Origin of the sequence: Halorubrum lacusprofundi ATCC 49239 (genome assembly GCF_000022205.1) — an archaeon.
Lineage (GTDB): Archaea > Halobacteriota > Halobacteria > Halobacteriales > Haloferacaceae > Halorubrum > Halorubrum lacusprofundi.
Map to the genome: position 1 here is coordinate 1,287,877 of NC_012029.1, position 12,609 is coordinate 1,300,485.

Annotated in this window: 13 protein-coding genes; 7 read left to right on the forward strand and 6 right to left on the reverse strand. The window is 67.2% G+C overall.

Going from position 1 to position 12,609, the window contains the following annotated elements; genetic code table 11:
• Nucleotides 1-86: 86 nt before the first annotated feature.
• The 3 genes from HLAC_RS06335 (at nucleotide 87) to HLAC_RS06340 (ending at nucleotide 2,154) form a co-directional block, all read left to right on the forward strand.
• Nucleotides 87-1,259, forward strand: a complete 1,173-nt coding sequence (locus HLAC_RS06335; protein ID WP_015910011.1) for a 3-dehydroquinate synthase II — start codon at nucleotides 87-89, stop codon at nucleotides 1,257-1,259.
• Between the two features lie 26 nt (nucleotides 1,260-1,285).
• Complete coding sequence (locus HLAC_RS19805; RefSeq protein ID WP_015910012.1) at nucleotides 1,286-1,408, forward strand: hypothetical protein; 123 nt, start codon at nucleotides 1,286-1,288, stop codon at nucleotides 1,406-1,408.
• A gap of 110 nt (nucleotides 1,409-1,518) precedes the next feature.
• Nucleotides 1,519-2,154, forward strand: coding sequence for an SOUL family heme-binding protein (locus tag HLAC_RS06340; protein ID WP_015910013.1), 636 nt, complete (start codon nucleotides 1,519-1,521; stop codon nucleotides 2,152-2,154).
• Nucleotides 2,155-2,221: 67 nt separating this feature from the next.
• Here the strand turns inward: HLAC_RS06340 and HLAC_RS06345 are convergent, their stop codons facing one another.
• The gene (locus tag HLAC_RS06345) at nucleotides 2,222-3,748 is read right to left on the reverse strand and encodes a carboxypeptidase M32 (protein WP_015910014.1); all 1,527 of its coding nucleotides are present in this window, start codon (nucleotides 3,746-3,748) and stop codon (nucleotides 2,222-2,224) included.
• Between the two features lie 159 nt (nucleotides 3,749-3,907).
• On the opposite strand from HLAC_RS06345, the gene HLAC_RS06350 reads away from it, so the two are divergent.
• On the forward strand, nucleotides 3,908-4,954 hold the full coding sequence (locus HLAC_RS06350; RefSeq protein ID WP_015910015.1) for a threonine aldolase family protein: 1,047 nt from the start codon (nucleotides 3,908-3,910) through the stop codon (nucleotides 4,952-4,954).
• A gap of 262 nt (nucleotides 4,955-5,216) precedes the next feature.
• Here the strand turns inward: HLAC_RS06350 and HLAC_RS06355 are convergent, their stop codons facing one another.
• From HLAC_RS06355 to pyrB, 3 genes are all read right to left on the reverse strand, one after another.
• A complete protein-coding gene (locus HLAC_RS06355) occupies nucleotides 5,217-6,077 on the reverse strand; it encodes a glycoside hydrolase family protein (RefSeq protein WP_015910016.1) in 861 nt (286 codons plus the stop codon).
• Nucleotides 6,078-6,361: 284 nt separating this feature from the next.
• A complete protein-coding gene (pyrI, locus tag HLAC_RS06360) occupies nucleotides 6,362-6,820 on the reverse strand; it encodes an aspartate carbamoyltransferase regulatory subunit (protein ID WP_015910018.1) in 459 nt (152 codons plus the stop codon).
• Nucleotides 6,817-7,758: an aspartate carbamoyltransferase gene (pyrB, locus tag HLAC_RS06365; protein ID WP_015910019.1), complete on the reverse strand. Its 942-nt coding sequence runs from the start codon at nucleotides 7,756-7,758 to the stop codon at nucleotides 6,817-6,819. The genes pyrI and pyrB overlap by 4 nt, the downstream gene beginning before the upstream one ends.
• 187 nt (nucleotides 7,759-7,945) lie before the next feature.
• On the opposite strand from pyrB, the gene HLAC_RS06370 reads away from it, so the two are divergent.
• On the forward strand, nucleotides 7,946-8,263 hold the full coding sequence (locus HLAC_RS06370; protein ID WP_015910020.1) for an ASCH domain-containing protein: 318 nt from the start codon (nucleotides 7,946-7,948) through the stop codon (nucleotides 8,261-8,263).
• Between the two features lie 36 nt (nucleotides 8,264-8,299).
• On the opposite strand, the gene HLAC_RS06375 is transcribed toward HLAC_RS06370, so the two are convergent.
• Entirely contained in the window at nucleotides 8,300-9,052 is a 753-nt protein-coding gene (locus HLAC_RS06375; RefSeq protein ID WP_015910021.1) for a DUF2797 domain-containing protein, read from the reverse strand.
• Nucleotides 9,053-9,266: 214 nt separating this feature from the next.
• Between HLAC_RS06375 and HLAC_RS06380 the strand changes: the two genes are divergently transcribed.
• Nucleotides 9,267-10,184 carry a phosphatase PAP2 family protein gene (locus HLAC_RS06380; RefSeq protein ID WP_015910022.1) on the forward strand — a complete coding sequence of 306 codons (918 nt, stop codon included), beginning with the start codon at nucleotides 9,267-9,269 and terminating at the stop codon, nucleotides 10,182-10,184.
• Nucleotides 10,185-10,285: 101 nt separating this feature from the next.
• Complete coding sequence (locus tag HLAC_RS06385) at nucleotides 10,286-10,654, forward strand: BsuPI-related putative proteinase inhibitor (RefSeq protein ID WP_015910023.1); 369 nt, start codon at nucleotides 10,286-10,288, stop codon at nucleotides 10,652-10,654.
• 11 nt (nucleotides 10,655-10,665) lie between these two features.
• On the opposite strand, the gene menD is transcribed toward HLAC_RS06385, so the two are convergent.
• Nucleotides 10,666-12,522: a 2-succinyl-5-enolpyruvyl-6-hydroxy-3-cyclohexene-1-carboxylic-acid synthase gene (menD, locus tag HLAC_RS06390; RefSeq protein WP_015910024.1), complete on the reverse strand. Its 1,857-nt coding sequence runs from the start codon at nucleotides 12,520-12,522 to the stop codon at nucleotides 10,666-10,668.
• Nucleotides 12,523-12,609: the final 87 nt, after the last annotated feature.

Here is a 12,609-nt window from a genome sequence, read left to right on the forward strand (position 1 = left end):
TAAGTGCTTTGTCGTCTTCCGCGTCGTCACCCGCAACGCCCGACCCTTTCGCAGTTTTCAAGCCCGCCCGCCGTGAGGTTCCGACAATGACACGCACGGTCTGGGTGAAAGCCGACGGGGATGTCGGCGACTGGGAGGCGCGCAAGAGACGGATCACGGCCGCCATCGAGGCCGGCGCGGACTGGGTACTGGTCGACGAGGCGGACGTGGGCCGCGTCCGCGACCTGGGCGACATCTCGGTCGCCGCATTCCGCTCGGAGGCGGACGTGATCGACGACGCCGAGAGCGACGCTGAGGCCGACGCCTACTTCGTCGGGAAGGGCGGCGAGGGAGACGGCACCATCGACATGCCCGAGGATCTGTCGGGCTCCGCGGACCTCACGACGGTTCGCCGGCGCGACGACCGCGCGCAGGGCGTGTACGTCCGGGTGCTCGGCACCGAGTACGAGCGCTTCGCCGAGGAGGCCGCCAACGACGCCGAGTTCACGATCGTCGTCGGCGAGGACTGGTCGATCATCCCGCTTGAGAACCTGATCGCGCGGGTCGGCGAGGAGACGCACCTCATCGCGGGCGCGACGACGGCAGCGGAGGCGCAGACGGCCTTCGAGACGCTGGAGATCGGCGCCGACGGCGTCCTCCTCGATTCTAACTCGCCCGACGAGATCCGCGGCGCGGTGGAGGCTCGCGACGCCGCCGACCGCGAGACGCTCGACCTCCGGCACGCCGAAGTGACCGCGGTCGAGCGAACGGGAATGGCCGACCGCGTCTGTATCGACACCGGGTCGCTGATGGACGACGACGAGGGGATGTTAGTCGGGTCGATGTCGCGCGGGCTGTTCTTCGTCCACGCCGAGACCGCGGAGTCACCGTACGTCGAGTCGCGCCCGTTCCGCGTGAACGCTGGTGCGGTCCACGCGTACGTCCGCAACGCCGAGGGCGGAACGAACTACCTCGCGGAGCTGTCGAGCGGCGACGAGGTGCAGGTCGTCGACACCGCGGGCCACACCCGAGAGGCGATCGTCGGGCGCGTGAAAATCGAGAAGCGGCCGATGTTCCGGATTCAGGCGGAAGTCGAGACGGAGGAGGGAATCGACCGCATCGAGACGCTCATTCAGAACGCCGAGACCGTGAAGATCGCGACGAGCGAGGGCCGGAAGGCCGTTACCGATCTGGAGGAGGGCGACGAGGCGCTCGTCTACTACGAGGACGTGGCGCGCCACTTCGGCGAGGCGGTTGAAGAGAGCATCATCGAGAAGTAGCGGGATCGAGCAACGCGAGATCCCGTATGCGAACGGCGAAGCCGCGAGCCGAGTCGTCGATCGTGCTCGGCGCGGGCTGGGGGCTGTTCGAGGCCGTGACAATGCTCGACCTCATCGTCCTGATGACCGGGTTCCGACTGGGGGTGTAACGGCGCTGTTGACGGTATGAGTTAAGAGTGCGTTACAGCTGTAGCCAACGAAAAGCACCTCAAAGCGTGTCGGGCAGTTGGTTAATCCCGATGGACGACAAAGGAGTTGTATGAGACCGCTCGCGAAAACGATACTCGTTGGGGGTGGTGTGGTATTTGCTGGCTGGGTTGGGTGGGGCATCTACTCGACCAGGAAGACAAAATCAGTACCGTATGAACAGCTACGAACGCTAAACGGCAGTGAACTTCGTCGCTATCCCCAGACGATTCTTGTCGAAACGACGGCACCAAATCAGCGGATCGCATTTCGACGACTCTTCAACTACATCTCGGGAGCCAACCAAGCTAACGAGTCGATCTCGATGACGGCCCCTGTCGAAACTCAATCCGGGGAATCAATCGCGATGACGACTCCTGTTCGGTCAGAGGCGTCCGAGACTGAAGCTGAGACGATCCGGATGGCGTTCTATCTGCCCGCAGAGTATACTCCTGAAACGGCACCAGAACCGACGGAAGCGGATGTCACACTCGTCACCGAACCACAGAAGACAGTCGCTGTGGATCAGTTTTCTTGGTACGCCCCAGAGTGGCGGGTCACGCGACGGACGCAGAAGCTTCTTTCCACACTCGATCGTGAAGGCATCGAACCGGAGGGAGATCCCTATCTCCTCCGATATAACGACCCGTGGACACCGCCGTTTATGCGGCGAAATGAAGTGGCGGTAGCGGTGGTTAACGAGGACTGACTGTTGGTATGATCGAGTCGTTCAGAATAGGATATCAACAGATAATGAGTAACAGAGCCGAGACGACTTATATACCGTACAGCTCGCCGTACTTCTCCTCGACGTAGTCGGTAAAGGCGTCCGCCGAGAAGTCCTCGCCGGTGGCGCGTTTCACCAGCTCGTTCGTCTCGTAGCGGGAGCCGTGCTGATGGACGTTCTCACCGAGCCACTCCCGAAGGTCGTCGAACTCGCCCGCGGCGATCTGGTCGTCGAGGTCGTCGATCTCCGATTCGGCGGCCGCGAACAGCTGGGCGGCCATCACGGAGCCGAGCGAGTAAGTGGGGAAGTAGCCGAAGTTGCCGTGGCTCCAGTGGATGTCCTGCAGGCAGCCCTCGGCGTCGTTGTCGGGGCGGATTCCGAGGTACTCCTCGTACTTGTCGTTCCAGGCCTCGGGTACGTCCTCAATCGCGAGGTCGCCGCGGACCAGGTCGCGTTCGATCTCGAACCGGACGACGATGTGGAGGTGATAGGTGAGTTCGTCGGCCTCGACGCGAATGAGGTTGTCCTCGTGGACCTGATTGAACGCCTGATAGGCGTCCTCGACGGTGGCGTCGTCGGTCTCCGGGAAGTGCTCTTGGAAGGTCGGGAGGAACAGCTCCCAGAACGCCCGGCTGCGACCAACGTGGTTCTCCCAGAGCCGCGACTGCGACTCGTGGACCGACAGATCACGGGATTCCCCGAGCGGGGTCCCGAACTGCTCCTGCGGGAGCCCGAGGTTGTACTGCGCGTGGCCGAACTCGTGGATCGTCGAGCCGATCGCGCCGAGCGGGTCGGACTCGTCGAATCGGGTGGTCACCCGGCAGTCGAACTGGTTTCCCGCGGTGAACGGGTGCGAGGAGACGTCGAGCCGGCCGCGGTCGAAGTCGTAGCCGACCAGTTCGAGCGTCTCGCGCGCCAGCGCCTCCTGCTCCGCTTCTGGGAAGGTTCCCTCGAAGGTGTCGACGGCGAGGTCGGCGTCGGACTCGCGGATCGCGTCGATCATGGGGACGAGCGTCTCGCGGAGCTCCTCGAGGATCGACTCCGCGCGCTCCATCGAGAGGCACGGCTCGTAGTCCTCGAAGAGCACCTCGTAAGGGTCGCGGTCGGGGTCGATGTGCTCGGCGTACTCGCGTTTCAGTTCGACGTGCTTCTCCAAGTAGGGTGCGAACGCGTCGAAGTCGTCCTCGGCTTTCGCCTCCTCCCACGCCTGTAGCGCTTCCGTGCCCGTCTCGGAGATCTCCTCGACGAGCTCGACGGGGACGGCGTCGGCGCGTTCGTAGTCGCGGCGGATCTCGCGCACGACCGCCGCCCGCTCGTCGGTGAGGTCGGCGTCGGCGAGTTCGTCGAGCAGGTCGCCCGTCTCCTCGTCGGTGACCATGTCGTGGCGGATCGAGGAGAGCGTCGAGAGCTGCTTCGACCGCGCGGGAGTGCCCCCTTCGGGCATCATCACCTGTTGGTCCCACCCGAGCACGCCGGCGGCGCTCCCGACCGCGTTCCAGCGTCGAACGCGGTCCAGGAGGGCGTCGTACGCCTCGGGGGCGTCGGCTGCGTCGTCGGCCGCGGCTTCCGTTGCCATACGCCGCAGATCGGCCGCGTCGGTTAAGAAGGGACCGGACGCGGAACCCGCCCCTCGACCGCCACGGGGGGGCCAGCGCACGAGCCTCATGTCGGAACCGGACGAACCGGCCCCCGAGCGCGACCTATTTCCGGCCGGCCGCCGAACCGCCGGCAACGAATGGAGATCGACGAGGACACCATCGACCTGCGATCCGACACCGTCACGACTCCCTCTGAGGCGATGCGCGAGGCCGCCCGCGACGCCGAGGTCGGCGACGACGTGTACCGGGACGACCCGACTGTCAACGAGTTAGAGCGCCGCGCCGCCGATGCGGTCGGCACCGAGGCCGCGCTGTACGTCCCCTCCGGGACGATGGCCAACCAGATCGCCGTCCATGTTCACACCGAGCCCGGACAGGAACTCCTCTTAGAGCGCGAGTCTCACATCTACCGGTGGGAGCTGGCGGGCGCGTCGAAGCTCTCGGGCACCCAGACCCGAACGATCGATGCGGGCGATCGCTGCGTCCCGACGCCCGAGTCGGTCCGAGAGGGGCTCGTCGAGGAGGACCTCCACCGGCCCGGCACCGGACTCCTGTCGCTGGAGAACACCCACAACTACCGCGGCGGGACGGCGATCCCCGTCAACCAGATCACCGCAGCTGCCGAGGTCGCTCGCGACGCCGACGTGCCGGTCCACCTCGACGGCGCGCGCGTGTTCAACGCCGCGGTCGCGCTCGGCGTCGACGCGAGCGAAATCGTCGCGCCCGTCGACACCGTCACCTTCTGTCTCTCCAAGGGGCTCGGCGCGCCCGTCGGCTCGATCGTCGCCGGCGACGAGGCGTTCGTCGAGGACGCCCGACGCGTCCGCAAGCTGTTCGGCGGCGGGATGCGACAGGCCGGGATGATCGCCGCGCCGGGTCTGCTCGCCCTCGAAAACGTCGACCGGCTCGTCGACGACCACGCCAACGCCGAGCGACTCGCGACCGGCCTCGACGCGCTCGACGGGATCCACGCGCCCGAACCCGACACGAACATCGTCGTCGCGCACACCGAGGACGCCGGAATCACGGCATCCGACCTCGTGACGGCCTGTAAGGATGCGGGCGTCGGCTGCGTGGAGTTCGCCGAGTACACGACGCGATTCACCACCCACCTCGACGTCGACGGCGATGACATCGACGCCGCGATCGACCGGATCGGCGACGTGATCGCGGAGCTGGCGTAGTGACGAGTTTATAGGCCTCTCTACGGTTATTTATAAGCAGCTTCGGAGAATCAATCGACGAGCCGACGGCTCAGCACTGTAGGGCGACCGCCGCTACGGTGCGGACGTTGAAAGGTGACCGCCCCGCGCGAACGCGAGACGACCAGTGTGTCGCACACCGGCGGCCGGTCGAGTAAGCATCAGCCGCTCCGGTACTTAAACCCTCGTTCGTGCGGCTCCGATCGTGTCGGTCGGGTCGACGGAGTCGGTTCGGCCGATGGAGTCACTCCGGCCGGTGAACCTCGCCCTCGCGCGCGTCGGCGTCTTTCCGACGCAGCGCAGCGGCTGCGTTGTTGGCGTCATAGCCGAAAAACACGTCTTTCGCGTACGTCTCCGCGACCTCCGCAGCGTGAATTAGGTCGTCGACCGCGACGTCGACCGCGTACAGCTCCAGCGAAAACGGGGTCTCCGGCGGCGCGCCGTGCACGTCGTAGTCGCCGCCGAGCCGCGAGCGGAACCCGCGGGCGATGGTCTCCAGCCAGTAGGTCGTGGCGTACTCAGTGTCGTACAGTGGGACCACGAACTCGTCGACGTGCTCGGCGAGGCGGTCGAGGTCGAGGCCGGCCCGCGCCCGAAGATGGCCGGGGTAGGGATCGGGGTACAGCGTGAGCAACACCCGACCGGGGACCCGATCGGCGGCGTCGGCGACGAACTCGGTGATTACGTCTGCTCGCCAGTCGCCCCGGTCCTCGCGGTCGCTCTCGGCGAACAGTCGCTCGCAACGGTCACAGCGACAGAACCCCTCTCGCGGGAACCCCACGTCATCGAGGCGCACGTCGTCGTTTTCGGTGGCGCAGTCCTCGATGATCTCCAAGAGTCCCTCGCGGTACTCCGGGTGGGTCGGGCAGATGTACGCCCAGTCGAAGTAGTCGCGGTCGCGAGTTGCCGGCTCACCGCGCTCGTCGACCGGGACGAGGTCGGGATTTTCGCTCGCCGCGGCGTTGTCACCGAAACACGACACCATGTTCACGGCGTTCGGCAGGGGAGCGGCCGCCCGCCCCGTGACGTCTTTGACCTCGTAGAAGCCGAGATCGAACGGCTCCATCTCGACCTCGTCCGCGTTGCGCGTGACGACCCCGTACATACGCGCCACTACGGGAGTGACGGGTAAAAACGGCGGGCATCCGCCCGCGAGGAGTTCGTCATCAACGGCGGAAATGGTTGGCAAGCGATTCAGCCGAGGAGTGCGCGGCGATCCGGTTACTGGACTTCGACCGGCTCCTTATCGCCGGCAAACAGGAAGTACGCGAGCGCGACCAGCGACAGGACTACGACGAGCTTCAGTTTCTTGCTCATATCCGACACGTCGGGCGGCGGGCGCTAAAATCTACCGGAGCCCTCGTCGATCGCTGACGGTGCCCTCCCCCGTCAGACGTCGATGTAGTCGGCGATGTCGCTCCGGAGGATCGTCGAGCAGTAGTCGCAGCGGACGCCGTCGGCGACCACGTCGAACCGGGTGTCGATCGGCTCGCCGGCGTTCGTGATGCAGTTGCGGTTCGGACACGAGAGCACGCCAGTTACGCTGTCGGGGCGGGTGACGCGGTTCTTCTCGACCACCTCGAAGTCGCGGACGATGTTGATCGTCGCCTCGGGCGCGATCAGCGAGAGCACGTCGACCTCCGACTGCGAAAGTTCCCGTTCCTCCACCTTCACGATGTCCTTGCGGCCGAGTCGGTCCGAGGGGACGTTCATCCCGACCGAGACGCCGTACCCCTCGGAGCCGTCGATGCCCAAGATCGCGAGTACGTTGAGCGCCTGCCCGCCCTCGACGTGGTCGATCACGGTGCCGTCGCGGATCTTCGAGACGCGCAGCTCGTGGTCGCTCATCGGTCCACCTCCATCCCCTCGTCGCCCTCGGCGTTCTCGAGGAGGATGTCGAGCAGCGCCATCCGCACCGGGATCCCGTTGTGCGCCTGCTCGAAGTACGTCGCGTGATCGGTCTCGTCGACGTCGGGCGCGATCTCGTCGACGCGGGGAAGCGGGTGCATCACGGTGAGGTCGTCGGGCGCATCTTCGAGCGTCTCGGCGTCGATCTGGTACTCGCCGGCGACGCGGTGGTACTCGTTTTCGTCCGGGAACCGTTCCTTCTGGATCCGGGTGACGTACAGCACGTCGAGCTCGCCGAGCACGCCCTCCAGATCGGTGTGTTCGCGCACCTGTGCGCCGGTTTCGTGGAGGTCGAAGCGCACGGAGCGTGGGAGCCGCAGCGACTCCGGACTGATGAAGTGCTGGTTGGCGTCGAACTCCGTGAGCGCCGCGGCCAGCGAGTGGACCGTGCGGCCGTACTTCAGATCGCCCATGATCCCGACCGTGAGGTCGTCGAGTCCGTGGTTCTCGCGGATCGTGTGGAGATCGAGGAGGGTCTGTGAGGGGTGTTGGCCCGCGCCGTCACCGGCGTTGACGACGGGGACGGAGACGCGCTCCGCGGCCAGTGTCGCGGCGCCCTCGCTGGGGTGGCGGAGTACCAATGCGTCCGCGTAGCCCTCGATGACGCGAACGGTGTCCGAGAGCGACTCCCCTTTCGAGACCGACGAGGAGTCGACGTCGCCCATGCCGATCGTATTCATCCCGAGGCGTTTGGCCGCGCTGTCGAAGCTCATCCGGGTGCGCGTGCTCGGCTCGAAGAAACAGAGCGCGAGTACGCTGCCGGCGTGCCGGTCCGCGTAGGCGGCGGGGTCGTCGGCGACCTCCCGGGCCCGGTCGAGCACCGCCTCGATGTCATCCCGCGAGAGCTGGGTCGCGGTGATGAGGTGGTCCTGACGCATTGTCGAAGAAGGGGGTCGGCAGTATCTTGAATCCCTCGGCTCGGCCGCCGACAAGGGTGTTCACGTCTGTGTGGATCGTCACGAGCGACCGTTTCGAGATTCGCAGAACGTGAGGCGCGTCAGCACGTTTCAGGTCCCGCCTGCCGTCGGCCGCGCTTATAAACCGATCCGCGCCCAACAGACAGATATGTCCGCCAACGATCCCGCCGACCTGCTCCCGAACGATCGCGTGAAACAGGCTGCGCTCGACGGCGACGTGACCCAGCTCCACCGCGGGAACCGGTACGGCGAGGAGGGCGACGCCTTCGAGGTCGACGGCGTCACCTTCGAGCTGACCGAGGTCACCGAGCGCACCCTCGGCGACATGACCGACGAGGACGCGAAACGAGAGGGGTCGCCGTCGCTAGAGGCGTACAAGGAACGAATGGTTCACGCGCACGGCGGGAGCTTCGACTGGGACGACGACGCCGACGTAGTCCGACACCGGTTCCGGCGGGCGGAGTGAACGGATGAGCGGCGGGAGAACTCGACGCGTCGAGAGTCACCCGCCGAACGCGCCCAAACTCGACTGGAGCTCTCGATCCGGCACTTCCTCGGTGAGTTCGTAGCCGACCAGATCGCGGGCGTCGACCGCGTAGGTCGACCCGCCGCGATCGAGCACGAGCACGCGCCCCTTCCAGCCTCGGACCGTCCCGGCCGCCATCGTCTCCGCGACGGGACGGTCGTCGAGGTCGAGGCCGTAATCGAACGCGAACCGCTCGATCGGATCGAACCCGTCCAGCAGCGACTCCCACGCCGCTGCGTCCACGCTGCGACCGAATCCCCTGAGCTTCGTCGGGACGCGTACCCGATCGACGAGATTGTCGCGCTCAGCCAGTTCGGCCTCGACCTCGCGCGCGATCTGCCCGTCCGGGTACGTCCGGATGTGAGCCGCGCGGTCGGCGCCCTGCTCGCGGAGCCGGGTCTCCAGCCGCCACAGGCGCGTGACGCCCACCTTCCACACGTCGGGCGCGAACGCCGCGAGGTACACCGCGTGCTCCTCGTGGCAGTCCATCTCGTCTTTTAAACACGTCCCCGTACAGCGGGCGCAGACCCAGACGCTCCCATGGGCATCGCAGTAAGGGGTGTCGGCGGCGTCGCAGGCGATATGTTCGCCGTTGTGGACGGTTCCCGCACAGCGGCGGTCGCCGAGCCCGAAGGCGAGCTCCGTACCGGCGGTCGCCTCGACGAACTCGACCGCGCCGCCGCTGGCGACGGTGAACCCTTCGCCCGACTCGTAGCCGACGACCTGCACGCGATTCCCTACGGGGAGCCGCGACTTAGGCACGTCGTCGGAGCGATCGAATCGGCGGCGGCCCGTCGTTCGACGAATCGGCGCCGACTACCACCCGTCCGAATCGCCCGCGAACGACCCTCTCGAGATCCTCGGCAGACGAGACAGTTCGGATCGATTGACCAGTACGGGCCGAGGCTATAACAGCGGTGAAGCCGATGAATTCCGCACGAACATGTTCCCAGAGGGCCGCAGTATCGGAGTCACCGAGGCGCTCCACGGGTCGGTACCGGACCCGGTTCTCGTGCTCTTCGCACTGCTCACGCAACTCGGTGACGTTTGGTTCCTCTTTCTGCTCGGGGGCATGCTCTACGTCGCCGGCGACGAGCTCCCCCGGTGGGGAATCGACCGGCGGCGCGGTCTATTCATCCTCGGCCTCCTGCTCACGTACGTCGCCCTCATCGGGGTTCTCAAAGGGTTCTTCCTGTTTCCGCGCCCGGTCGGAGCGGGTGACCCGCCCGTTGTACGGTGGGTTCCGTCCGTCCTCCAATGGGTGTTCGCCGATATCACCACGGCGGACGGGCCGGGGTTCCCGAGCGGTCACACCTTCGGAAGCACGCTGGTGTGGGGCGGGTTCGCGCTCATTGTTGGAGAGGGAAAACGGTCGCGTGCGTGGCTGGCATTCGCGGGCGCCGTCGTCGGGATCGTCTCGCTCTCGCGGCTCGTCTTAGGGGTCCACTACCTCGTAGACGTCGTGGTCGGAGTCGGTCTCGGGCTGGTGGTACTGGGGGCGCTCTACGTCGTCGCCGACCGCGGTACCGTCCCCGGTCGGGTGCTCCTCGTTAGCGTCGGCGTCGGGGTGTTAGGGTTGCTGCAGGGGGCCTCCTTCGAGAGCGTGGCCGCGCTCGGAAGCGCCGTCGGCGCGTGGCTCGTGTGGCGCGGCGTCGCCGATTCGACGCCGGCCCACCCGTCGAACCGCCGAGAAGTCGGTGCCGGATCCGTCATCCTCGGACTCGCAGGGGGTTTCTTCGCGCTCCTGTACGTCATCGAACCACCGCTGCTGGTCGCGTTCTTCGGTTCCGCCATCGCCGTCGGCAGTACGGTCGCCGCCCCGCTGGCCGGTGAGAAACTCGGCGGGGAGTACGGTGCTTGACCGCACAACAGTGAGGGGACCACGGAGGTCGTATCCACCGACTCTCACGGACTGGAGAGACCGGACGCGGTTTTAACTCACGTCGTGTGCGATCCGATCGCATGCTCGATGCAGCGTTGACGACCGCCGCGGGCAACGAAGGGGTCGACCTCGTGCTTACCGTGGCGAACGCGGGCGACGATCCGGTTACGCTCCGGTTCCGAACCGGACAGCGCGTCGACTTCGCGGCCTACCGGATCGGCGGGAAGGACGGGAGAGACGAAGCAGATAGCGACGCCGACCCGGTCTGGCGGTACAGCACCGGCCGGATGTTCACGCAGGCACTCGGCAGTGAGACGCTGGAACCGGGTGATTCGGCCACTTACGAGGCGAGGTGGCGGGATCCGCCACCGGGTCGGTATCGATTCGTCGGCGAGGTGATCGCGGAGGAATGCGACCTGACCGCGACGGGGGCCGCCGAGGTCGACTGAACCGCGTCCGGCTATTCCGCTTCGTCGCCGTGGACCGCGCGATCGACGGCCGCTTCGAGGCGCTTGCGGGTGCGGTGGCTCGACTCGGCGTCCGTCCGCACCTCGATCAGGTGCGAGCCGTCAGCGTCGCGGGCTCCCGTGTACGCATCCGCGAGGTCGTCAGCGACGTTCCCAGCAGACTCCACGGAGTCCGGTCGCGCGTCGATCCGAGTGTACGCCAGCCCGTGGAGATCGGCCATCGGCTCGAACTCGATGCCGTGCGGCGTTTTGAACGACTCCGTGAACTCCGGTTCGAACGACTCGATCGGGAGCTCGTGGAAGATCCCGCCGCCGTCGTTGTTGATCAGCACGACCGTCGCGTCGACGTCGCAGCGATCGAGCGCGAGGAGGCCGTTCGTGTCGTGGTAGAGCGCCAGATCGCCGACGACGAGCGTGAGGTCGTCGGTCGTCGCGGAGCCGGCGCCGAGCGCGCTGGAGACGATCCCGTCGATCCCAGAGACGCCGCGGTTGCCGAGGGCGGTGACGCTCGTCGTCGTCGGCCCGACGAAGCGGTCGAGGTCGCGCACCGGCATCGAGTTGGAGACGAACAGCGTCGCGGGGTCGGGAAGCGCGTCGGCCACCACGCGGAGCGCGTCGCCTTCGTGGAACTCGACCGGCTCGTCGTCGGCCGGGATGTCCCCGTCTCGCTCTCGACCGTGGATCTCTTGGGCGACTCGGTCAGCGTCCTCCCACTGCGCGCGCCAGTCAGCGTCGCCGTCGCCGCCAGCAACGAGCCGGGACAGGCGAGCGCAGAGGCGGCTCGGCTCGGCGACGACGAGGTCGGTCGCCGCGAACTCCGCCTCGCGCCAGCGCCCGGCGGGATCGACCTGGTACTGGTCGGCGCCCGTCTCGGCGAGGTACTTTCGGAGGCGCTTGGAGGTAGGCGACGCGCCGAGTCGGAGGACGACTTCGGGGTCGTTCCAGCTATCAGACGCATCGGCGTCGCCCGCCTCCCCAGCGACTTCCGCCGAGAGGTACGCGTCGTAGGCGCCGATCACGGGCGCGACACGGGTGTGGCCGCCGAACCGGACGCCGGAGAGCGGGTCGGCGAGGATCGGGAACCCCGTCGCGTGCGACAGCGCCGTGACGGCCTCGGCGTCGAGCCCCGGCGGGTCCGCGGGGCCGGCGACGATCAGCCCGCGGTCGGTCGTCATAAGCTCGTTGCCGAGCCGCCGGAGTGCGTCGTCGCCCGGCTCGGGCGACCCGGGCGTCACGTCGACGTAGGGGCCGTCGCGACCGCGTTCGGCGACTGGATCGAGGTCGGCGGGCACGTCGTCGAGGACCCGGGTCGGCTCCAGCGGCTTTTTAAAGGGAACGTTGAGGTGGACCGGCCCGGGATCCGCGCCCTCGGCGGTCCCGACGGCGCGGGCGACGGTGGTCCGGAGCGAGCGGAGCGCGCGGTCGTTGGGGGCGGGCTCCGGCAGATCCTTATAAAACCGGACGGCGTCACCGTACAGCTTCTCCTGATCGGCGGTCTGGTTCGCGCCCGAGTCGCGGAGCTCCGGCGGGCGGTCGGCTGTGAGCGCGAGCAGGGGGACGCGGGCCTCGCTCGCTTCCATCACGGCCGGATGGTAGTTGGCGGCGGCGGTGCCGGAGGTGCAGATCAGCGGCGTCACCTTCCCGGTTCGGCGCGCGCGGCCCAGGGCGAAGTAGGCGGCCGAGCGCTCGTCCAGTTGGGAGAAGACGCGCAGGTCGTCGGTGCGCGCGGCGGCCACCGTCAGCGGCGTCGAGCGGCTCCCGGGCGAGGCCACGACGGCGTCGACGCCCGCGGCGACGAGCTCGTCGATCAGGGCGCGCGCCCACAGCGTGTTCCGGTTCGGCGCGGTCATGACGACCGCTTGGGGGTGCCGATTTAAATACTCCCGCGGGTCGGCGGTGACACCGTCGAACGCATTTTTGATCGAGGTTGAGGCGGG

Coding starts and splice junctions, on each gene's coding strand:
- HLAC_RS06335 (WP_015910011.1), top strand. CDS start 87: ATGACACGCACGGTCTGGGTGAAAGCCGACGGGGATGTCGGCGACTGG.
- HLAC_RS19805 (WP_015910012.1), top strand. CDS start 1,286: ATGCGAACGGCGAAGCCGCGAGCCGAGTCGTCGATCGTGCTCGGCGCG.
- HLAC_RS06340 (WP_015910013.1), top strand. CDS start 1,519: ATGAGACCGCTCGCGAAAACGATACTCGTTGGGGGTGGTGTGGTATTT.
- HLAC_RS06345 (WP_015910014.1), bottom strand. CDS start 3,748: ATGGCAACGGAAGCCGCGGCCGACGACGCAGCCGACGCCCCCGAGGCG.
- HLAC_RS06350 (WP_015910015.1), top strand. CDS start 3,908: ATGGAGATCGACGAGGACACCATCGACCTGCGATCCGACACCGTCACG.
- HLAC_RS06355 (WP_015910016.1), bottom strand. CDS start 6,077: ATGTACGGGGTCGTCACGCGCAACGCGGACGAGGTCGAGATGGAGCCG.
- pyrI (WP_015910018.1), bottom strand. CDS start 6,820: ATGAGCGACCACGAGCTGCGCGTCTCGAAGATCCGCGACGGCACCGTG.
- pyrB (WP_015910019.1), bottom strand. CDS start 7,758: ATGCGTCAGGACCACCTCATCACCGCGACCCAGCTCTCGCGGGATGAC.
- HLAC_RS06370 (WP_015910020.1), top strand. CDS start 7,946: ATGTCCGCCAACGATCCCGCCGACCTGCTCCCGAACGATCGCGTGAAA.
- HLAC_RS06380 (WP_015910022.1), top strand. CDS start 9,267: ATGTTCCCAGAGGGCCGCAGTATCGGAGTCACCGAGGCGCTCCACGGG.
- HLAC_RS06385 (WP_015910023.1), top strand. CDS start 10,286: ATGCTCGATGCAGCGTTGACGACCGCCGCGGGCAACGAAGGGGTCGAC.
- menD (WP_015910024.1), bottom strand. CDS start 12,522: ATGACCGCGCCGAACCGGAACACGCTGTGGGCGCGCGCCCTGATCGAC.